At 74.4% G+C, this 19,855-nt stretch carries 20 protein-coding genes; 8 read left to right on the top strand and 12 right to left on the bottom strand.

What is annotated here, in order from left to right; genetic code table 11:
* Positions 1-182 precede the first annotated feature (182 nt).
* From OP18_RS31255 to OP18_RS31240, 4 genes are read right to left on the bottom strand one after another with little or no spacing between them, the layout of a single operon-like run.
* Positions 183-1,463, bottom strand: a complete 1,281-nt coding sequence (locus OP18_RS31255) for an ABC transporter permease (protein WP_156089924.1) — start codon at positions 1,461-1,463, stop codon at positions 183-185.
* The gene (locus tag OP18_RS31250) at positions 1,460-2,164 is read right to left on the bottom strand and encodes an ABC transporter ATP-binding protein (RefSeq protein WP_033362694.1); all 705 of its coding nucleotides are present in this window, start codon (positions 2,162-2,164) and stop codon (positions 1,460-1,462) included. The genes OP18_RS31255 and OP18_RS31250 overlap by 4 nt, the downstream gene beginning before the upstream one ends.
* Positions 2,161-3,222, bottom strand: coding sequence for a peptidoglycan-binding protein (locus tag OP18_RS31245; RefSeq protein WP_156089923.1), 1,062 nt, complete (start codon positions 3,220-3,222; stop codon positions 2,161-2,163). Before OP18_RS31245 ends, OP18_RS31250 begins: the two co-directional genes overlap by 4 nt.
* Positions 3,215-3,793, bottom strand: a complete 579-nt coding sequence (locus OP18_RS31240) for a hypothetical protein (RefSeq protein WP_156089922.1) — start codon at positions 3,791-3,793, stop codon at positions 3,215-3,217. The genes OP18_RS31245 and OP18_RS31240 overlap by 8 nt, the downstream gene beginning before the upstream one ends.
* 86 nt (positions 3,794-3,879) lie before the next feature.
* Here OP18_RS31240 and OP18_RS31235 point away from each other — a divergent pair, with 86 nt between their 5' ends.
* Positions 3,880-4,524 (top strand): response regulator transcription factor, encoded by a 645-nt coding sequence (locus OP18_RS31235; protein WP_033362709.1) that lies wholly within the window; start codon positions 3,880-3,882, stop codon positions 4,522-4,524.
* Positions 4,521-5,687 (top strand): HAMP domain-containing sensor histidine kinase, encoded by a 1,167-nt coding sequence (locus tag OP18_RS31230; RefSeq protein WP_033362691.1) that lies wholly within the window; start codon positions 4,521-4,523, stop codon positions 5,685-5,687. Before OP18_RS31235 ends, OP18_RS31230 begins: the two co-directional genes overlap by 4 nt.
* 7 nt (positions 5,688-5,694) lie before the next feature.
* On the opposite strand, the gene OP18_RS31225 is transcribed toward OP18_RS31230, so the two are convergent.
* From OP18_RS31225 to OP18_RS31215, 3 genes are read right to left on the bottom strand one after another with little or no spacing between them, the layout of a single operon-like run.
* Positions 5,695-6,897, bottom strand: coding sequence for a cysteine desulfurase-like protein (locus OP18_RS31225; RefSeq protein ID WP_033362690.1), 1,203 nt, complete (start codon positions 6,895-6,897; stop codon positions 5,695-5,697).
* A gap of 18 nt (positions 6,898-6,915) precedes the next feature.
* Positions 6,916-7,863, bottom strand: a complete 948-nt coding sequence (locus OP18_RS31220; protein ID WP_033362689.1) for an RNA ligase family protein — start codon at positions 7,861-7,863, stop codon at positions 6,916-6,918.
* A gap of 59 nt (positions 7,864-7,922) precedes the next feature.
* A complete protein-coding gene (locus OP18_RS31215; RefSeq protein ID WP_033362688.1) occupies positions 7,923-8,759 on the bottom strand; it encodes an undecaprenyl-diphosphate phosphatase in 837 nt (278 codons plus the stop codon).
* Between the two features lie 98 nt (positions 8,760-8,857).
* On the opposite strand from OP18_RS31215, the gene OP18_RS55750 reads away from it, so the two are divergent.
* Both OP18_RS55750 and OP18_RS51500 read left to right on the top strand, forming a co-directional pair.
* Positions 8,858-9,112, top strand: coding sequence for a hypothetical protein (locus OP18_RS55750; protein WP_052387610.1), 255 nt, complete (start codon positions 8,858-8,860; stop codon positions 9,110-9,112).
* Positions 9,113-10,408, top strand: coding sequence for a GGDEF domain-containing protein (locus OP18_RS51500; protein ID WP_052387609.1), 1,296 nt, complete (start codon positions 9,113-9,115; stop codon positions 10,406-10,408).
* Positions 10,409-10,637: 229 nt separating this feature from the next.
* On the opposite strand, the gene OP18_RS31205 is transcribed toward OP18_RS51500, so the two are convergent.
* Genes OP18_RS31205 through OP18_RS31195 form a run of 3 tightly spaced genes read right to left on the bottom strand, consistent with a single transcriptional unit; the run spans position 10,638 to position 12,882 of the window.
* Entirely contained in the window at positions 10,638-10,853 is a 216-nt protein-coding gene (locus OP18_RS31205; protein ID WP_033362687.1) for a hypothetical protein, read from the bottom strand.
* On the bottom strand, positions 10,850-11,941 hold the full coding sequence (locus tag OP18_RS31200; RefSeq protein WP_033362686.1) for a type VII secretion target: 1,092 nt from the start codon (positions 11,939-11,941) through the stop codon (positions 10,850-10,852). Before OP18_RS31200 ends, OP18_RS31205 begins: the two co-directional genes overlap by 4 nt.
* Positions 11,938-12,882: a LysR family transcriptional regulator gene (locus tag OP18_RS31195; protein WP_052387608.1), complete on the bottom strand. Its 945-nt coding sequence runs from the start codon at positions 12,880-12,882 to the stop codon at positions 11,938-11,940. The genes OP18_RS31200 and OP18_RS31195 overlap by 4 nt, the downstream gene beginning before the upstream one ends.
* A 42-nt stretch (positions 12,883-12,924) precedes the next feature.
* On the opposite strand from OP18_RS31195, the gene OP18_RS31190 reads away from it, so the two are divergent.
* From OP18_RS31190 to OP18_RS31180, 3 genes are read left to right on the top strand one after another with little or no spacing between them, the layout of a single operon-like run.
* Positions 12,925-13,692, top strand: a complete 768-nt coding sequence (locus tag OP18_RS31190) for a succinate dehydrogenase cytochrome b subunit (protein ID WP_081971268.1) — start codon at positions 12,925-12,927, stop codon at positions 13,690-13,692.
* Positions 13,689-15,626, top strand: coding sequence for a fumarate reductase/succinate dehydrogenase flavoprotein subunit (locus OP18_RS31185; RefSeq protein ID WP_033362684.1), 1,938 nt, complete (start codon positions 13,689-13,691; stop codon positions 15,624-15,626). Before OP18_RS31190 ends, OP18_RS31185 begins: the two co-directional genes overlap by 4 nt.
* Positions 15,626-16,369: a succinate dehydrogenase/fumarate reductase iron-sulfur subunit gene (locus tag OP18_RS31180; RefSeq protein ID WP_033362683.1), complete on the top strand. Its 744-nt coding sequence runs from the start codon at positions 15,626-15,628 to the stop codon at positions 16,367-16,369. Before OP18_RS31185 ends, OP18_RS31180 begins: the two co-directional genes overlap by 1 nt.
* Before the next feature lie 10 nt (positions 16,370-16,379).
* Here OP18_RS31180 and OP18_RS31175 read toward each other — a convergent pair whose 3' ends face one another.
* On the bottom strand, positions 16,380-17,066 hold the full coding sequence (locus OP18_RS31175; RefSeq protein ID WP_052387607.1) for a DUF4097 family beta strand repeat-containing protein: 687 nt from the start codon (positions 17,064-17,066) through the stop codon (positions 16,380-16,382).
* 187 nt (positions 17,067-17,253) lie between these two features.
* Here OP18_RS31175 and OP18_RS61000 point away from each other — a divergent pair, with 187 nt between their 5' ends.
* Positions 17,254-18,732 carry a S8 family peptidase gene (locus tag OP18_RS61000; RefSeq protein WP_033362682.1) on the top strand — a complete coding sequence of 493 codons (1,479 nt, stop codon included), beginning with the start codon at positions 17,254-17,256 and terminating at the stop codon, positions 18,730-18,732.
* Between the two features lie 52 nt (positions 18,733-18,784).
* Here the strand turns inward: OP18_RS61000 and OP18_RS31165 are convergent, their stop codons facing one another.
* On the bottom strand, positions 18,785-19,828 hold the full coding sequence (locus OP18_RS31165; RefSeq protein WP_033362681.1) for an FAD-dependent oxidoreductase: 1,044 nt from the start codon (positions 19,826-19,828) through the stop codon (positions 18,785-18,787).
* Positions 19,829-19,855: the final 27 nt, after the last annotated feature.

Genomic DNA, 19,855 nt, shown 5'->3' with positions numbered 1-19,855 from the left:
GTCTTCGCCGCCGAAGGCCAGGAGTCCTACAGCGCCACCGAGTTCAGCCAGATCGACGCCCTGCGCGCCCAGCTCGACACCGCCTTCGCCTCCGCCACCGAACTCAGCGCCAACTGACCACGGCAACACCCGCGACCCGAGGCCGGTCACCGAACACGGTGACCGGCCTCGGCCGTGTGCGGTTACAGGGTGCGCAGCGCGTCCGCCGGTGGGAGCCGGGCCGCCCGCACCGCCGGGTAGCCGCCGGCGAGCGCGCCGGCCACGAGCGCCGCGGCGAGACCCGCGAGCGGGGCGAGCGGCGGGATGGCGACCGGGTTGCCGGCCAGGCCGGCGGCGACGGCGGTGGCGAGGCAGCCCAGGCCGACGCCGAGGACGCCGCCGGCGCCGGCGAGCAGGGCCGACTCCAGCAGGAACTGCACGGCGACGTCGCGGCGGCGGGCGCCGAGGGCGCGGCGCAGGCCGATCTCGGCGCGGCGTTCCAGCACCGAGATCACCATGATGTTGGCGATGCCGACGCCGGCGACGAGCAGGGCGACGCCGCCGAGGCCGAGGAACAGGCCGACATAGGCGCCCTTCGCGGCGATGCGGGCGAGCAGGATGTCGGACGGCCGGCGCACCTCCACCGACCGGGGATCCTCGGGCGCGGCGGTGAACGCGAGGACCGCCGCGACGTCGGCGACCCGGTCGGGCTCGACGCGCAGGTAGACCCGGGTGGGCCGGCCCTGCTGCCGGAACAGCTCGTCGGCGACGCCGAAGCTGATCAGCGCGGCGGTGTCGATCTCGGGAGCGACCGGCACCGGGTCGAGGACGCCGACGACGGCGAAGTACGTCCCGCCGAGATACACCCGGGTCTGCGCGTCGAGCGGGCCGATGCCGAGGATGCGCCCGGCGGCGTCGCCGAGCACGACCTCGGGGAGCGCGGGCCGGGCCAGGTACGCGCCCCGGGCCAGCGTCACACCGAGTGTGTCCACAAGGGACGGCTGGGCGGCGACGACGGTGATGCCGCCGGTCTGCCGTTCCGGGACGGCCGCGGTACGCCGCACCGTCACCCCTTCCACGGTGCCGACCGCGGTGACCGCGCGCACCGGCGGGATCTGGCCGATCATCGCCGGGGCCGTCGCCGGCAGCGGTGTCGGCGTGCCGTCGAACGTTCGGCCGGCGGCGACGGTCAGCAGGTTGCCCTGTTCGCCGAGCTCGGCGAGCAGCTCCGCCTTCGAGGACTCGGCGACGCCGAGGACGGCGACGAGCGCGGCGATCGCGATCGCCGCCTCCGCGGGACGCGCCGCCTCCGCGGGACGCGCCGCCTCCGCGGGACGCGCCGCCTCCGCGGGACGCGCCGCCTCCGCGGGACGCGCCGCCCCCGCAGGACGCCCGGACCGTCCGGACCGCCCGGACCGCCAGGATCGCCAGGACCGCCCGGACCGCCAGGGCCGCGAAGGAGGCCAGGACCACGGGCGCCTCACCGCACACCCACCGGCGCGCCGCCGTCCACAGTGGAGTCCGACACGACCCGGCCGTCGCGCAGCTCGACCCGCCGGGCCATCGCCGCGGCCACCTCAGCGTTGTGGGTGATGAGCACGACCGTCGTGGTGTCGCCGAGCCCGGCCAGCAGCGCCGTGATCTCACCGCCGGTCGCCGAGTCCAGGTTGCCGGTCGGCTCGTCCGCGAGCAGCACCGCGGGCCGGCCCACGAGCGCCCGCGCGATCGCGACGCGTTGCCGTTCGCCGCCGGACAGCTGCGCCGGGCGGTGCCGCAGCCGCCCGGCGAGGCCGACCCGGTCGAGCATCTCGCCGGCCCGCGCCCGGCGCACAGCGGCGGGCACCCCCCGATACAGCAGGCCGGTCGCGACGTTGTCCAGCACCGACAGGTGCTCGAGCAGGAAGAACTGCTGGAAGACGAAGCCGAGGTGCCAGGCCCGTACACCGGAGAGGTCACGGTCGGACAAATCGGTGGTGTCGGTGCCGGCGATGCGCACCACCCCCGCCGTCGGCCGTTCCAGGGTACCCAGCACGCTCAGCAGGGTCGTCTTCCCGGCGCCGGACGGGCCGGTGACGGCGACGGTCTCGCCGGCGCGCACCACCAGCGACACGTCGTGCAGCGCGGTCACCGTGGCCGGCGGCGGGTAGGTCTTGCTGACGAGGTGGAGCTCCAGTGCCGCGGTCATCCGAGCGGCACCTCCACCGGGTCGCCCTCGCGCAGGTCGCCGCGGACCTCGACGAGGGTGTCGGCGAACAGCCCGGTGGTGACGCCGGTGAGCCGCCGCCCGCCGGCCGCGCGGACCCAGACGGCGTAGCCGCCGCCGGCGAGCGCGACGAGCGCGGTGACGGGCACGGCGAGGACCCCGCGCACCGCCTGGCGGGTGACGTCGACCTGCACGGGCGCGTGGTCGAGGCCGCCGGCGGCCGCCGGGTCGTCCAGGGTGACCAGCCCCGGCACCGTCGCCTGCGGCGGTCGGCCGTCCATGCCGGGCGTGGACTCCGCGACCGCGGACAGCGACGCGACGGTGCCCTTGGCGACGGTGCCGCCGGGCAGCGTGACCCCGACCGGGTCGCCGGGGTGCACCAGGTACGTCAGCGCCGCCGGCACCGCGACGGTGACCGCGGCCGTGGTCGACGTCGCCGACAGCACCGGCTCCTCAGCGCGGCTGGCGGCGCCGAGCGCGGCGGTGACCGCGGCGACCCGCACCGGCCCGGGTTGGAACGTGACCGTGCCGAGCGCCACCCGGCCGGTCACCGGCTGCCCGGTCGCCCGCTGCCAGCGGCGGACGGCACCGGCCGTCGCGGCGTCGAACCGGCCGGGCACGCCCGGCGCGCGGCCGTGCCCGAGCGCGACGAGGTTCTCCTGCAGGGCGCGCACGTCGGGACCGTCCGCCATCCCGGCGGCGAACGGCCGCCACGCCGGGCGGGGACCGTACAGCAGCCGCACGGCGACACCGTCGAGCTCGAACACCGGCTCGCCCCGGTTGATCACGCGCCCCGGCTGGGGGAGCGCGGTGACCGTGCCGCCGGGCCCCTGCGCGAACACCGTGTACGTGTCGCGGAACCCGAGCGTCCCGGTCACGCGGGCGGTCGTGGCCAGGTCGGTCCGCACGACGGCGGCGGTGCCCACGGCCGGCGCCGCCGCGGCCCGTGGCGGGGGCGCGCCGCGCAGCCACCAGCCGCCGCCGGTGGCGCCCGCCGCGGCGAACGCGGCCGCGCCGGCGAGCACGACCCGCCTACGCATGGCCGAGGTTCCCGAGGCTCGACACGCGCGCCGCCTCGTCCAGGACGGTCCGGCACTCGGTGAGCGCCCGCTGCACGACCGGGTTCTCCTTGTCGCCGGGCAGCTCGTCGGGGTTCATCCCGAAGCCGTGCCCCGGCGTGAACTCGGTCGCGGCGGTCGGGTCGCTCACGTCGGGCAGGCCGTGCGCCCGCATGCACTGCGCCGCGCGGACCCCGGCCTGCACCAGCGCCGGCGGCGCCGGTGCCTGCTCCGTCGGCTGGAACTGCGCCGCGGTCATCAGCGCGCCGCACGCCTGCTCGACGGCGGCGATGGTGGCGTCCTCGGCGGCGCGGTAGCTGCGGGAGTCCGTGTACACGTGGCCGTCGGCCGTCAGGACCGGATCCTGGTAGGTCGGGATGCCGTGCTGCCGGACGCACTCGGCGGCCGCGTGCAGCGCCGCCTTCCGCTCCGGGCCGGTCCCACCGGCGGGCCGCCCGGGCGTGCCGGACAGCCGGGGCACGCCGGGGGAGGCCGGCGGGCCGCCGCAGGCGGCGAGCGCGAGCACCGCGACGCAGACGATGAGGATTCTCATGCAGCCGGTGTACCGGGGTGCCGGTGACACGGCCGCTACCGCGCATGTCGGACGGATGTCATGCCCGGCGCGGCACAATGGGCGCCATGCGGGTGCTGGTCGTGGAGGACCACGCGACCCTCGCCGCGCGGATCGGTGAAGGGCTGCGTGACGCGGGCCTGGCGGTCGACGTCGTCACCGACGGCGCCGCCGCCCTGACCCGGGCCGCCGAGACCGCATACGACGTCGTCGTGCTGGACCGCGACCTGCCGGTCGTGCACGGCGACCAGGTGTGCCGGTCCCTCGCCGGCGGCGCGGCGCGCATCCTCATGCTGACCGCCGCCGCGGCCGTGGACGACCGGGTCGACGGCCTGGAGCTCGGCGCCGACGACTATCTCGGCAAGCCGTTCGCGTTCCACGAGCTGGTCGCGCGGGTGCGGGCGCTGGCCCGCCGGGCGCCGTCGGCGCCGCCGGTGGTGCGCCGCGGCGACCTGACCGTCGACCGGGCCCGGCACCGCGCCAGCCGCGGCGGCCGGCCGCTGCAGCTGACCCGCAAGGAGTTCGGGGTGCTGGAGATGCTCGTCGCCGCCGACGGCGCCGTGGTCAGCGCCGAGGAGCTCCTCGAGCACGTCTGGGACGCCAACGCCGACCCGTTCAGCAACATCGTCTCGGTGACGCTGACCCGGCTGCGGCGCAAGCTCGGCCCGCCGGCGCTCATCGAGACGGTCGTCGGCAAGGGGTACCGGATGTGAGGCTCACCGTCCGGGTCCGCCTGACCCTGCTGTACACGCTGCTGTTCGCGGCCGGCGGCGCGGTCGTCGTCGCGGTCACCTACGGCCTGCTCGCCGCGAACCTGCGCACGCCGGAGCGCACCGTCGAGGTCGAGATGTCCCCGGAGTTCCGCGACGCCTGCCTGCGGGTGCTCGGCGGCGGCGCGGAGACCGAGCCGGGTCTGCGCAGCAAGTGCCGGCTCGCGTACGACGAGGGCGTCCTGGCCGGCGCGCAGTCGCAGCGCGCGACGATCCTGGACAGCCTGCTGCGCTTCTCGCTCGCCACCCTCGGCGTGTCCACCCTGCTGTCCGCCGCCGGCGGCTGGGTCGTCGCCGGCCGGGTGCTGCGCCCGGTGCACCGCATCACCGCCGCGGCCCGGGCGGCCTCCGAGCACAACCTGGCGGCGCGGGTGGCGCTCGGCGGCCCCCGCGACGAGCTGCGCCGCCTCGCCGACACGTTCGACGCGATGCTGGACCGGCTGGAGGCCGCGTTCACCGGGCAGCGCCGGTTCATCGCCAACGCCGGCCACGAGCTGCGCACCCCGCTGACGGTCATGCGGGCCACCATCGACGTGGTGCTCGCCAAGCCGGCGCCGTCCCGGGAGGAGCTGCTGCGGATGGCCGACGACGTGCGGTCCGCGGTCGGGCACGCCGAGGCGCTCATCGAGGCGCTGCTGACCCTGGCCCGCAACGACGCCGGCCTCACCGTGCGGGAACCCGTCGACCTCGCCACCAGCGTCCAGGACGTCCTGGACGGCACCGACCCCGCCGGGCGGCGGCTGCACCTGGACCTCGAGCCGGCGCTGACGGCCGGCGACCCGGTCCTGCTGGAGCGGCTCGCCGCGAACCTCGTCGACAACGCCCTGCGGTACAACGTCGACGGCGGCGACGTCTGGGTCAGCACCGGCACCGACGGCGGCGGCGCGGTCCTCGCCGTCACCAACACCGGACCGGTCATCGACCCGGCCGACACCGACGGGCTGTTCGCGCCGTTCCACCGGCACACCCGCACCGGCAACGACGGGCTGGGCCTGGGGCTGGCCATCGTCGCGTCGATCGCGTCCGTCCACGGTGGACACGCCGCGGCCGTGCCCAACCCGGGCGGCGGGCTGCGGGTCACCGTGCGGCTGCCCGCGCCGGTCTGAGCGGCGGCTACCGCACCTGCGCGACCGCGGCGACCAGCCGGTCCACGTCCTCGGCCGTCGTGTAGTGGTAGACGCCCGCCCTGACCGCACCGCCCGACCCGCGCAGCCCCATCGCGATGAAGTACTCCGCGGCGTAGTAGTCGCCGGAGAAGACGCAGATACCCTGCCGGCCCAGCAGCTCGGCGGTCCGCGCCGGGTCCTGGTCGCCGACCCGGAACGACACCGTCGGGCAGCCGCCGGCGGGCGCCGGGAGGATCCGGACCGCCGGCACCGCCCGCAGCCCGTCCAGGAGCCGGTCGAAGAGCCGCATCTCGTACGCGTGGACCGCCGCCATCGAGCGCAGCACCCGGTCGCGGCGCGAACCGGCGGCGTCGTCGTCGAGCGTGGCGAGGAACCCGACCGCCGCCTCGACCCCGGCGAGCAGCTCGAAGCTCGGCGTGCCCAGCTCGAAGCGCTCCGGCACCGCGTCGGAGGACGGCAGCAGCTTCAGCATCGCGGTGCGCTCCCACAGCCGCGGCGCCGCCACGCACGCCGCCAGGTGCGGACCGGACCACTTGTAGGCGCTGGTGACGTAGAAGTCGGCGCCGAGCGCGGCCACGTCGACCGGCAGGTGCGCGGTGGCGTGCACACCGTCGACGTAGACCAGCGCCCCGGCGTCGTGCGCGAGCCGGGCGACGGCGGCCACGTCGGGGCGGGTCCCGATCGCGTTGCTCGCCGCGGTCACCGCCACCACCTTGGTGCGGGCGTCGACGAGCGGCGCGAACACGTCCACCGGCAGGGCCCCGGTGCCGGGGTCGAACGCCGCCCACCGCACCTCGACGCCGGTGCGCTGCGCCAGCTGTACCCACGGGCGCACGTTCGCGTCGTGGTCGAGCCGGGTCACCACGACGTTGTCGCCGGGCCGCCACTGCTCGGCGAGGCCCCGCGCGACGGTGTACGTCAGCGCCGTGGCGCTCGGACCGAACACCACCCCGGCCGGGTCGGCGCCGAGGAGGTCACCGACGGCGGCGCGGGCCGCGTCGACGATGCGCAGCGCCCGCCGGCCCGGCTCGAACGCGGTGGTCCGGTTGCTCACGGCGCCGCCGAGGACCCCGACGACGGCCCGCGCCACCGGCTCCGCGACCAGGGTGCCGGCGGCACCGTCGAAGTGGACGAACCCTTCGGCCAGTGCGGGGTACGCCCGCCGGGCCCGTGCGACGTCGAACGGCATACGGCGACGATAGCGGGCTCAGCGCTGTCCGCGCGCCGCCCGCCGCACGGCGTCCTCGAGCGCCGCCTGCCCGGCCTGGTCCAGCGCGGCCGTCGCGGCCGGGTACGCCTCGGACAGGTCGACCAGCACGTCGAGCACGACCTCGTCGAGCAGCGCGCCGGGCGCGGTGCCCGCCTTGGACCGGGCGCTCGCGATCCGGGGCGGGTTCACCATCGCCGCGGCGATCCGGGCCAGCTGCGTGGCGTCCAGCCTGGTGTACGGGTCCCAGGGCAGGCTCTCGCCGAACCGCCGCTCGTCGAACTCGTCGATCTTGACCTTGACGGCGGTGCGGTCCTGCGGGGCGAGCGCCGCGTCGGGGCGCAGCACGACGCCCTCGGCGAGGTTGCCGTCCAGCGGCGGCAGCCCCAGCCGCCGCGGCACCCGGGTCTGGAACCGCACCGGCACCGCGTCGAGCGACGCCCGGGTGCCCCGCCCGAGCAGCGGCACGACGTCCAGCCCGGCGGCCGCGGCGACCTCGGCGACCTCCGCGTAGGTCCGGTACGTGCCGGGGTGCTCGGGGGCTTCGGGGTTGTCGTGCGCCAGGATGTCGAACAGGGCGAACCGGACGTCCGGGCTGTACCAGACGCCGGTCTGCACCGCGGACGCGCCCGGTGCCGGCGCGACGTCCGGGTGCGGGTAGTGACCGCCGTACAGCTCGCCGTAGATGCGCACCGCCGCGGCGCCGCCGGCGAGCGCGGCCCGGGCGGCCTGCTCGAACTGGGCGCGCAGCAGCTGCCAGCCGAAGAACGGCTCGTCGTCGTCCAGCCACGCCTTGCGCTTGCCGACCCGGACCCGGCCGCGGCCGTCGGCGGCGACGACCAGCTGGGCGCCGTGCACCTTCTCGGTGGCGATCCAGGTGCCGCCGCCGGCGCGGCCGCTGCCGAGCTGCCGCGCGGTGGGGATCTTCGGGTACGCCAGGTGCCGCATCGCAGCAGTATCGCCACCGTCGCCCGCGGACGCCGCCTGGTTTCGCCGCCGCCCCGCCGTCAGGTCGCGCTGATGACACCGCCCCACAGCAGGGCGACGATGATGCCGCCGACCGCGGCCCGGTAGTACACGAACACGGCGATGGAGTTGGTCGCGACGAACTTCAGCAGCCAGGCGATCGACGCGTACGCCACGACGAAGCTGACGACCGTGCCGATCGCGGCCGGCACCCAGCCGACCGTCTCGCTGATCTCGCCGGCCCGCTGCACCCCTTCCAGGATCCCGGCCGCGGCGAGGGCGGGGATGCCGAGGAAGAACGACAGCCGGGTCGCGGTCACCCGGTCGAGGTGCCGCAGCAGCCCGACGCTGATCGTCGCGCCGGACCGGGACACCCCGGGGATCAGCGCGATGCACTGGGCCAGACCGATGATCAGCGCGTCCTTCCAGGTCAGGTCGTCCTCGCCGACCTTCTGGGTGGCGAGGTGCTCGGCCAGGACCATGACGAGGCTCCACACGACGAGCGCCCCGGCGACGAACCACAGGCTGCGCAGCTCGCCCTCGATGAGATCCTTGAACAGCAGCCCGATGACCGCGATCGGCAGCGACCCGATGATCACGTTGATCGCCATCTTCCAGCCGGTCTCCCGCCGCGCCTCGGCGCTGCGCAGACCCTTCACGAACCCGGCGATGAACCGCCCGATGTCGTTGCGGAAGTAGATGATCGCCGCGATGATCGCCCCGACCTGGATGACCGCGGTGAACGCGGTCACGCCCTTGTCGTCGATCGGGATGCCCATCAGCTTCTCGGTGATGGTGAGGTGACCGGTCGAGGAGACCGGCAGGAACTCCGTCACCCCCTCCACGACGCCGAGCACGACCGCTTGCCAGATCTCCACGGGATCCCCCCTCGTGCCGCCGACGTCCGCACGATCCTAAGCGCCGCCCGCGGGGCATTGCGCTCAGGTCCCGGCGCGGGCCGCCGATCGTGCGGGTCATGAGTGGCACAGCGGTAATCAGCGCCGACCGGGTCGAGGCCGTGGTGCTGGGCATGGAGGTCGACCGGCGCACCGCCGACCGGGAGCAGGCCGAGGCCGTCGAGCGCGCCGCGGTGGAGCTGGGGCGTGACGACCTGGCGGCGCGGGCGCGGCTCGTGCTCGCCGACGCGCTCGCCCGTGGCGGTGAGCTGGCGGCGTCCGCGCCACTGCTGCACGAGGTGCACCGGTGGGCGGTGCTGGAGAACGACCAGTAGGTGCTGGCCCGCGCCCACTTCCTGCTGTCGGTCCTGCACACCTGCCTCGGCGACAACGCCCAGGCGCGGCGGCACGCCCTGCTGTCCGTCGACCACCTGCCCGACCACGTGCCGCCGCTGGTCCGCGGTGCCCACCTGGTCATCCTCGCGCTGTCCGTCGACGTGGTGTCACGGTCCGACGCCGCTCCGTACCACGCCGAAGCCCTCGACATCGCCGCGGCCGCCGGCGACCACGAGCTGAGCCGTTCGGTGCTGAACAACATGGCGTATGCCGCGTACCAGGCCGGCGACACGCAGGCCGCCGGCGAACTCGTCGAGCGGATGCGCCGCCTGGTCGAGCGCACCGGCGTCGAGCTGCGCCCGCCGGACCTGGACACGATCGCCCGCGTGCAGCTGCTGCAGGGCCGGTACGCCGAGGCCGAACGCACCCTGCTGCCCCTCGTCGAACCGGGCACCTCCCGGCGCGACGCCGAGGGCAACATGCTGCCCGAGGTGCTGCTCACCCTCGCCGAGGCGCAACGGCTCGGCGGCGCCCTCGACCGGGCCACGGCCACCGTGGCGCGGTGCCGGGCGCTGAGCGAGCAGCGCGGCATGGTCGACGTCGGCGCCCGAGCCCGGCGCGAACTGGCCCGCCTGCACGCCGCGAACGGCCGCTTTCGGCAGGCGTACGAGGAGCAGTGCCGCTACGACGAGGAGTCCCAGGCCCTGCGTTCCGCCGAACGCGAGGAGCAGGCCCGCCTGGCCCAACTGGTGTTCGAGAGCCGGGAAGGCCAGCGCGAGACGGTCCGCTTCCGCGAGATGGCGCTGCGCGACGCGTTGACCGGCCTGTACAACCGGCGCTTCGTCGACGCCCAGCTGCCCGCCCTGCTCAGCCGTGCCGAGCAGCGGGGCACGGCGGTGTCCGCGGCCCTTGTCGACATCGACTTTTTCAAGCGGATCAACGACACCCTGTCGCACGAGGTCGGCGACCTGGTCCTGCAACGGGTCGCGACCGTCATGGCGGGTGCCGTCGACGAACCCGCCACGGTGGCCCGGCTCGGCGGCGAGGAGTTCGTCGTCGTCCTGCCCGGCGCGGCCGCCGAGGAGGCCGTCGCCCGCTGCGAACGCATCAGGTGCGCGATCCAGCACCACTCGTGGCCCGAGCTGACCGGCGCCCTGCCGGTGACGGTGAGCATCGGCGTCTCCAGCACGGCCGACGGGCGCATCACCGCTGCGGCCCTGCTCAGCCAGGCAGACCGCAACCTCTACGCCGCGAAGCGCAGCGGTCGCAACCGCGTCCTGGGCGACCCCGGCTGAGACGGACCGCCACCGAGCGGACTGCGCCGCGACGAGCAGGACGGTGAACACCCCTGCCGTTGCACTTTCAACACCGCGGTCTCCGCGGGCCGCGACCAGGCCGGGCTGCGACCGATCCGGCTGCGACCGATCCGGCTGCGACCGATCCGGCTGCGACCAAGCCGGTCATGACCGAGCCGCGGCCGAGCTGAGCCGCGGCCGAGCCGAGCCGCGGCCGAGCGGGCGCAGGTCAAGAGTGGCCCAGGCCGCGGACCCCCTCCTCGAGTGCCCCCGTGAACGCGGGATGCCGGGCCGCCACCCGCAGCGTCGCCTCGCCAGACAGGACCGTCGCGGCGAACGCGTGCAGCGGGTCGTCCGGAGGCCGCAGCTCGGTCAGCCGCCGCAGCACCGCCACGACCACCGGATCGCCGACCACCGGGCCGCCGGTCACCGCATCGCCGGTCACCGGGGGACCGCCGGGTGCCGGTACGGCTCGACGGACGGCAGGCGGGTCACCTCGGCACCCGCCCGCACCGCCTCGATCTGCGCCGCGATAAGCCGGAACGTGGTCTCGGCCACCCCGTACAGCCGGGAGATCTCCTGATACAGCCGGTACGCCTGCCAGGTGTAGTAAGCGGCCGCCGCGTAGCCGGTGAGGGCGCCGACGCCGGTCTCGATGGTGGCGGTGCCGACGATGCCGGCGACGTTGACGATGATGAGCGCGTCGACGAGCTGGCCGAGGAGGTTGCCGGTCGCCGCGTACAGCTGGTGGCAGGCGTCGACGGCCAGCGGGTAGAGCCGGGCGTACTCGTCGCACGCCGGGCCGAGCGCGGTCGCGGCCCCGCCGAGCAGCAGCTGGAACTCCTGCTCGGCCTCGGCGGCGTGGCCGCGCCACGCGGTCGTGGTGTCGGCGGCGCCGGTGACGAGGTTGCCGCCGAGCGCGGTCGCGGCCGCGCCGATGTGCGGCCACGCGTGCATGCAGTGCTCGTAGGCGCGCCAGTCGCCGCTGTACGCCATGAGCCACGGCTCGAACGGGTCGGTGCCGAAGAGCCAGACCGCCACCTGCCGGATCCACGCGGCCGGGCTGAGCAGGTCGGTGAGCGGGTTGAGCGTGAAGGCGTCGGTCTGCGGCGCGTAGCTCGGCGCCGGCAGCGTCACCTGGGCCGCGTCGGTGAACGGGGCCCGGGCCGGCAGCAGGTCGGGCCGGGACTGGTGCAGCGTGCCGCGCAGCCCGCCCGGGTCGGTGGCGCCGGGATACGTGGCGTCCAGCGCGGCGGCGGTGGCCCGGTCGGCCGCCGCGTACCCGGCGGCGGCGCGGGTGACCTGCCCGGCGGCGCCGTCACTCAGCTCGCGCAGCCGGTCCAGGGCCCCGGTGACCCGCCCATACGCCTGGCCGTGCGGGTCGGCGACGAGCATCAGCAGTCCCCGCTGCTCCCAGCGCAGCGTGCAGTGCCGTCGCGTGTAGTCCAACGCGTCGCGGGCGTCCCCGGCCGCCCGCGTGAGCAGCCCGCTGAGCGCTCGCAGCCCGCTCGGATCGACGCAGAAATCGTTCACCCCGGCCTCCCCCTGACCTCGGTTGCCGGCGACTCTAGCGCCTGCACGCGCCGCACCCCGGGGGTCTGCACGTTCTGTTCCAGCAGCATCGCGCGCAGTGCCCGGGCGGCGTGGGACAGCACGGCGTCGCGCGGGTGCGCCAGCGCGATGGTGCGGTGCACGCCGGGCGCCGCGAGGGGGGTGGCGCGCAGCAGCGGCCGGTTGACCAGGGCCATGCTGGGCACGAGGGCGACACCGAGGCCGGCCTCGACGAACGCGAGCACGGCGTCCAGCTCGCCGCCCTCGACCGCGTACCGGGGGGTGAAGCCGGCCCGCCGGCACGCCTCGATGGTGACGTCGCGCAGGTCGTACCCGATGCGGAACATCACCATGGGGGTGTCGCGCAGGTCGGTGAGGGTCAGCGACGCCGGCAGCGGGTGCACGGAGGCGACGACGAGGTCCTCGCGCAGGATCGGCACGACGTCGAGGGCCGGGTCGGTGCCGTGCGCGGACGCGACGATGAGCGCCAGGTCGAGCTGGCGGGCGACGAGACCGGCGACGAGGTCCTGCGAGCCGCCCTCGTCGACGTGCAGGGCGATGTCGGGGTGGGCGGCGTGGAAGCGGCGCAGCACCGCCGGCACGAGCGACGTGCACAGGCTGGGGGTGGCGCCGACGCGGACCCGGCCGCGGCGCAGGCCGACGACCTCCTGCACGGCGTCGCGGGCGGCGTCGGCGTCGGCGACCATCCGGCGGGCGATGGGGAGCAGGGTCTCGCCGGCGGTGGTGAGCATGACCCCGCCGCGGGAGCGGTCGAACAGGGGTGCACCGAGCGTCGCCTCGAGGGTGTGAATTTGTTTACTGAGTGTCGGTTGGCTCACTCCGAGCGCCTCGGCCGATCGGGTGAAATGTCCCGATTCAGCCACGGACACGAAGTATCGGAGCTGTTGGAGCTGCACCGCAATAGCCTACGGCTATCGACACTACGTACATGATGCATTGGACGAATGAAAGTGACCGTCCTTAGCGTCGATCGGGTGGCGGTAGATACAGTAGATACAGCGGTAAGGCCCACCCAGACCTCAACGGCGCCGAAGGCGAAGCCGAAGAAGCGCCGGTCGTCGGTCGGCCTCAAGCTCCTCATGGCAGGCACCGGCCTGCTGCTCGTGCTGTTCCTGTTCGCGCACATGGCCGGCAACCTGAAGATCTTCGTCGGCGGTGACGCCTTCGACCACTACGCGCACTGGCTGCGTGACATCGGCACCCCGCTGCTGCCGCACACCTGGTACCTGTGGATCCAGCGGGCCGTGCTCACCGTCGCCGTGCTCGGGCACATCGCCGCCGCGGTGATCCTCGCCCGGCGCGCCAGGCTCGCCCGCCCGGTCCGCTACGCGCACCGGCCCAAGGTGCAGGGCAGCTACGCGGCCCGCACGATGCGCTGGGGCGGCGTCATCATCCTGCTGTTCGTCATCTTCCACATCCTGGACCTCACCACCGGCACCGTGAACCCGGTCGGCGACGCCCGGCACCCGCACGCCAACGTCGTCGCGGACTTCGCGCCGTCGCGCTGGTACGTGACGCTCTTCTACACCCTGGCGATCGTGGCCGTCGGCTTCCACCTGCGCCACGGCATCTTCAGCGCGCTGCGCACCCTCGGCCAGCAGTCGCCACGCGGTGAGCGCCGCGCCCGCACGATCGCCCTGGCCCTGTCCCTCGTCCTGGTCGTCGGCTACCTGTCGGTGCCGTTCGCCGTCACGATCGGAGCGATCAAGTGAAGCTGTGGAGCGAGGGCGAGCCGATCGCCGACCGGGCCGCACCCGACGGGCCGATCGAGACCCGCTGGGAACGCCGCCAGTTCGGCGCCAAGCTCGTCAACCCCGCCAACCGGCGCAAGCTCAGCATCATCGTCGTGGGCACCGGCCTGGCCGGCGGCTCCGCCGCCGCCACCCTCGCCGAGGCCGGCTACAAGGTGAAGTCCTACTGCTACCAGGACAGCCCGCGCCGCGCGCACTCCATCGCGGCGCAGGGCGGCATCAACGCCGCGAAGAACTACCGCAACGACGGCGACTCCGTCTACCGGCTGTTCTACGACACCGTGAAGGGCGGCGACTTCCGCGCCCGCGAGTCCAACGTCTACCGGCTCGCGCAGGTGTCGGTGAACATCATCGACCAGTGCGTGGCGCAGGGCGTGCCGTTCGCCCGCGAGTACGGCGGCCTGCTGGACAACCGGTCCTTCGGCGGCACCCAGGTGTCGCGCACCTTCTACGCCCGCGGCCAGACGGGCCAGCAGCTGCTGCTCGGCGCGTACCAGGCCCTCGAACGGCAGATCGCGCTCGGCAACGTCGAGATGCACGCCCGGCACGAGATGCTCGAGCTGATCGTCGTGGACGGCAAGGCCCGCGGCATCGTCGTGCGCGACCTCGTCAGCGGCGCCGTGACCACCGAGTTCGCCGACGCCGTGGTGCTCGCCTCCGGCGGCTACGGCAACGTGTTCTTCCTGTCCACCAACGCCAAGGGCTGCAACGTCACCGCGTCGTGGCGCGCGCACCGCAAGGGCGCCCTGTTCGCCAACCCGTGCTACACGCAGATCCACCCCACCTGCATCCCCGAGTCGGGCGCGCACCAGAGCAAGCTCACGCTCATGAGCGAGTCCCTGCGCAACGACGGCCGGGTGTGGGTGCCGGTCCGCGCCGGCGACGACCGCGTCCCCGCCGACATCCCCGAGGACGAGCGCGACTACTACCTCGAGCGGATCTACCCGTCGTTCGGCAACCTCGTCCCGCGCGACATCGCCTCGCGCGCCGCGAAGAACGTCTGCGACGAGGGCCGCGGCGTCGGCCCCGGCGGCCTCGGCGTCTACCTCGACTTCGCCGACGCGATCGCCCGGCTCGGCCGCGACGCCGTGGAGGCCAAGTACGGCAACCTGTTCGAGATGTACGAGCGGATCACCGGCGACGACCCGTACGTCACCCCGATGCGCATCTACCCGGCGGTGCACTACACCATGGGCGGGCTCTGGGTCGACTACGACCTGCAGTCGACGATCCCCGGCCTCTTCGTCGTCGGCGAGGCCAACTTCTCCGACCACGGCGCCAACCGGCTCGGCGCGTCCGCGCTCATGCAGGGCCTCGCCGACGGCTACTTCGTGCTGCCCAACACCATCAACGACTACCTCGCCGCCGGGCCGTTCCCAGCCCTGTCGACCGACCACCCGGACGTCGTCGCGGCACGCTCCACTGTGGAGGACCGCATCCAGCGGCTGCTGTCCGTCGACGGTGACCGTACCGTCGACTCCTTCCACCGCGAGCTCGGCCACATCATGTGGGAGTACTGCGGCATGGAACGCACCGAGGAGGGCCTCACCAAGGCGATCAGCCTCATCCGGTCGCTGCGGGAGGAGTTCTGGACCCGGGTCAAGGTCCCCGGCACCGGCGAGACCCTGAACCAGAACCTCGAACGCGCCGGCCGCGTCGCGGACTTCTTCGAGCTCGCCGAGCTCATGTGCGTCGACGCCCTGCACCGCGCCGAGTCCTGCGGCGGGCACTTCCGCGCCGAGAGCCAGACCCCCGACGGCGAGGCGCTGCGCCACGACGACGAGTTCTCCTACGTCGCCGCGTGGCAGTTCACCGGCACCGGCGAGCCGCCCGTGCTGCACAAGGAAGCGCTCGAATTCGAATACGTCCACCCGAGCCAGCGGAGCTACAAGTAATGAACCTCAAGCTGCGCGTCTGGCGCCAGACCGGCCCGTCCGACAAGGGCCGGATGGTCACGTACGACGTCACCGACATCTCGCCCGACGCGTCGTTCCTGGAGATGCTCGACGTCCTCAACGAGCGGCTCATCCTCGCCGGCGAGGAGCCGATCGCGTTCGACCACGACTGCCGCGAAGGCATCTGCGGCATGTGCGGCATGATGATCAACGGGGTGGCGCACGGCCCGGCCCGCGCCACCACGACCTGCCAGCTGCACATGCGGCACTTCCAGGACGGCGAGACGATCGACGTCGAGCCGTGGCGGGCCGCCGCGTTCCCCGTGGTCAAGGACCTCGTCGTGGACCGCGGCGCGTTCGACCGCATCATCCAGGGCGGCGGCTACATCAGCGCACCCACCGGCGCCGCCCCCGACGCCCACGCCACTCCCGTGCCGAAGGCCGACGCCGACGCCGCGTTCGAGGCCGCCACCTGCATCGGCTGCGGCGCCTGCGTCGCGGCGTGCCCGAACGGCTCGGCGATGCTCTTCACCGCCGCGAAGGTCGGCCACCTCGGGCTGCTGCCGCAGGGCCAGCCGGAGCGCGACACCCGCGTCGTCGGCATGCTCGAGGCGCACGACGAGGCCGGCTTCGGCGGCTGCACCAACACCGGCGAGTGCACCACGGTCTGCCCCAAGGGCATCCCGTTGACGCTCATCGGCCGCCTCAACGCCGACTACCGCAAGGCCGTCACGAAGCGCTGAGCCGCGGCCCTCAGATCCGGTGCACGACGGCGTGCCCGGTGTCGACGTTCACGGTGATCGTGTACGGCGACGCCGGGTCCCGGGCCACGTCGACGGAGGACAGGCCACGGTCGCTGTGCACCGCGTACGACGCGCCGCCCGGCACCCGCACCTCGACCTCGCCCGTGTCGACGGTGGCGACGACGTCGGTCGGGGTCGTCGCGTGCCGCAGCTCGACCCGGCCGGTGTCCACGACCAGCCGGTAGGTGGCGCCGCGCAGCCCCGAGCCGGTCACGTCACCGGTCGACACCGCGGCCGACACGTCGCCGGACAGGTCCCGCAGCGTCAGGTCGCCGGTGTCGATATGGATCTCGGTGCTGGTCGCGGCGGGCACCGTGACCGTCAGCGTCACCTGGCAGCGGCGGCAGCCGGTCGAGCTGAGCTCCAGCCGGCCCGCCACCGTCCGGTGCGCCGTCCGCGGCGCCGCGCGCCCGCCCGGCCAGCGCAGCCGCTCCACGACCGTGACCGGACCGTCGCCGGGCTTCACGGTCACGTCCACCGTGGCGCCGGTGATGAGCACGCCGGTGACCGGCTCCTCCACCTGGTACTGCCGCGACACGGTCTCCCGCGGGCCGAGGCCGCACCCGGCAAGGCCGGCAGAGCTCACGGTCAGGCCGCCGGCCAGCAGCACCGCGACGGCGGCGGGCCCAGCGCGCATCCTCGTCCTCCCCACGGTGGCGAGGCTCCAGCCTCTCCCGGATCGGCGCGCGGCGCATGCGGGATCCTCACTGACGCTGCCCCTAAGGGGTACGGCAGGTAACGCCACGGGGGGCCGTCCCGCTGCTTTCCGACGACGGGTCGTCACGCGACGGCCCGTTACCGGACAGCCCGACGGAAGGAACACCGTGAAACTTTCTCGTCGTAAGGCGCTGGCGGTCGCGTCGATCGCGACCATCGGTGCCGGGGTCCTGGTCAACGCCGTGTTACCTGCACGCGCGGTGGCCGTGGGCCCGGACACCACGTTCATCGTCCTCGCACCGCAGGGGCACTCGACCGCGAAGGCGGCCGCCCGGGTCGCGGCGGCCGGTGGCGTGGTCGTGGCGACGTACGACCAGATCGGGGTCCTCGTGGCCCGCTCGACCAACCCCGCGTTCCAGACCGCCGTCGCGGGCGCCGGGGTCGACTCGGTCGCCTCCACCACGGGCCTCGGCGCGGCGGTGGACGACGACACCACCGTGGAGGTCGTCGACTCGGCGGCGCAGCAGGCCACCGGCGACCCGACCGGCGAGCCGCTGTTCAGCCGCCAGTGGGACATGACCCAGATCCACGTGCCGCAGGCGCACACGGTCACCACCGGCAGCCCGAACGTCGTCGTCGGCGTCCTGGACAGCGGCATCTCCAGCACCCACCCCGACCTCGTGACCCAGATCGCCAAGGACAAGAGCGCGTCGTGCATCGGCGGTGTCGCCGACACCACCGAGGCCGCCTGGAACCCGACCACCTCCGACCACGGCACCCACGTCGCCGGCACGATCGCCGCGGCCGTCAACGGCGTCGGCGTCGCCGGTGTCGCGCCCGGCGTCAAGGTCGCCTCGGTGAAGGTCGTCAACGACGACGGGTTCATCTACCCGGAGGCGGCCGTCTGCGGCTACCTGTGGGCCGCGGAGCACGGCATGCAGATCACCAACAACAGCTACTTCATCGACCCGTGGGAGTTCAACTGCCGCAACGACGAGCGGCAGCGGCCCGTCTGGATCGCCGTGCAGCGCGCGCTGCGGTACTCGCAGGGCATGGGCGTGCTGACCGTCGCCTCCGCCGGCAACTCCAACGTGGACCTGCAGCACAAGTTCGTCGACAGCGGCAGCCCCAACGACGGCAGCTTCCCGGTGGAGGACCGCACCATCACCGGCGCCTGCCTGGACCTGCCCGCCGAGGCACCCGGCGTGGTGACCGTCTCCGCGGTCGGCCCGACCCGGCTGAAGAGCTACTACTCCTCCTACGGCCAGGGCGTCGTCGACGTGACCGCACCCGGTGGCGACACCCGCTTCCGCACCGGCGGCGCCGTGTCGACGAGCACCGACGCGGTGCTGTCCACCACGTTCAACACGGTGACGAAGACCAACGGCTGGGGCTACAAGCAGGGCACCTCGATGGCGGGTCCGCACGCGGCCGGCGTCGCGGCCCTGGCCCTGTCGGCGCACCCCGACCTGACCCCGGCCGCGCTCGCCACCACCCTCGAGCGCACCGCCGAGGCGCTGCCCTGCCCGGCCGGCGTCTACAACCCGGTGCCGGCGCTGAGCGGCTACGAGGCCACCTGCACCGGCGGCGACCGCAACGGCTTCTACGGCGCCGGTGAGGTCGACGCCTACAACGCCGTCCGGTAACGACGGGACCGGCCCGGCGGCTGGCACCTGCCCAGCCGCCGGGCCACCCGGATCAGTCCAGGTTCAGCAGGGCGCGGTAGTAGCCGAGGAACAGGTCGGCGCCCTTGGCCTCGGCGGTCTGCGCGGCGCCGAGCAGGCCGAAGCCGGGACCGTAGCCGGCGCCGCCCTTCGGCCCGAGCGGCAGCACCAGCATGTCCGGCGCCGGCTCGTGGGTCGTCAGGTCATCCTCGGTCCACGCACCCTTCGTCAGCAGCGTGCGGATGTTCGCGGCGACGACCTCGGCGTGTGCCTGGGCGAGCCGGGCCATCTTCAGCTCCGGCACGTCGGTCACGTCGCCGACCGCCCACTGCCCGGGCCGGTCCCGCACCCGCAGGTACGCGTCGACGGGCAGCGAGGTGCGCGGCCCCGTACCGTGGCAGCGGAACCAGATGTCGGCGTCCACGCCGGCCACGCTGAACCGGCCGGCCCGCCCCGGCGACGTCGGCGGCTGCGCGACGGTGGTGCCCAGCAGCAGCCGCACCCCGAGCTCGTCCAGCTGCCGGTGTACCTCCGCCCGGAACTCCTCCGGGTAGCGGCCCGGCAGCAGGGCCGGCGACGGGTCGGCGACGATGACCTCTTTCGTGGGCCAGGCGGCGGCGATCTCGCCCGCGAACTCCAGCCCGACCGGCCCGGCGCCGAGCAGCAGCACGCGGTCCGCGGCGGCCAGCTCGTCGTGGGTGGCGCGCAGCCTCGCCTGCGCCGCCGCGCGGTCGGTGCCGTCGATCTTCGCGGGGTACGGGTACCCGACGCCGGTCGCGACCACCACGTGTGCGCCGCCGAGCGTGCCGCCGGAGGCGAGCTCGACCCGGGTGCCGTCCACGCGCACCGCCCGGTCCCGCACGAACCGGCCGCGGGTCAGCAGGTGGTCGTACGGCAGGAAGATGCGCTCGATCCAGTCCGGGTCGACGACGGCCCGCAACGCCGCCACATGGTGCACGAAGGTGTCGCGGGGTTCGATGACGGTCACGTCGGCGACGTCGTCGAGGGCCTTGGCCACGGTGATGCCGCCGTACCCGCCGCCGACGACGATGACGTGCGCGCTGTCGTTGCTGTCCATGCCGTCCACCGTCGCCCCCGGCGCGCC

The organism is Dactylosporangium aurantiacum, assembly GCF_000716715.1.
GTDB classification, from domain to species: domain Bacteria; phylum Actinomycetota; class Actinomycetes; order Mycobacteriales; family Micromonosporaceae; genus Dactylosporangium; species Dactylosporangium aurantiacum.
The sequence above is the reverse complement of the archived record's forward strand: the minus strand, read 5'-3'. Positions and strand labels throughout refer to the sequence as shown.

Excerpts from the sequence above, each read along its gene's own strand:
- OP18_RS31175 (WP_052387607.1), bottom strand. The coding sequence starts at position 17,066 with ATGCGCGCTGGGCCCGCCGCCGTCGCGGTGCTGCTGGCCGGCGGCCTG.
- OP18_RS31165 (WP_033362681.1), bottom strand. The coding sequence starts at position 19,828 with ATGGACAGCAACGACAGCGCGCACGTCATCGTCGTCGGCGGCGGGTAC.
- OP18_RS31190 (WP_081971268.1), top strand. The coding sequence starts at position 12,925 with ATGAAAGTGACCGTCCTTAGCGTCGATCGGGTGGCGGTAGATACAGTA.
- OP18_RS31245 (WP_156089923.1), bottom strand. The coding sequence starts at position 3,222 with ATGCGTAGGCGGGTCGTGCTCGCCGGCGCGGCCGCGTTCGCCGCGGCG.
- OP18_RS31250 (WP_033362694.1), bottom strand. The coding sequence starts at position 2,164 with ATGACCGCGGCACTGGAGCTCCACCTCGTCAGCAAGACCTACCCGCCG.
- OP18_RS31235 (WP_033362709.1), top strand. The coding sequence starts at position 3,880 with ATGCGGGTGCTGGTCGTGGAGGACCACGCGACCCTCGCCGCGCGGATC.
- OP18_RS31225 (WP_033362690.1), bottom strand. The coding sequence starts at position 6,897 with ATGCCGTTCGACGTCGCACGGGCCCGGCGGGCGTACCCCGCACTGGCC.
- OP18_RS31220 (WP_033362689.1), bottom strand. The coding sequence starts at position 7,863 with ATGCGGCACCTGGCGTACCCGAAGATCCCCACCGCGCGGCAGCTCGGC.
- OP18_RS31180 (WP_033362683.1), top strand. The coding sequence starts at position 15,626 with ATGAACCTCAAGCTGCGCGTCTGGCGCCAGACCGGCCCGTCCGACAAG.
- OP18_RS31240 (WP_156089922.1), bottom strand. The coding sequence starts at position 3,793 with ATGAGAATCCTCATCGTCTGCGTCGCGGTGCTCGCGCTCGCCGCCTGC.
- OP18_RS55750 (WP_052387610.1), top strand. The coding sequence starts at position 8,858 with ATGAGTGGCACAGCGGTAATCAGCGCCGACCGGGTCGAGGCCGTGGTG.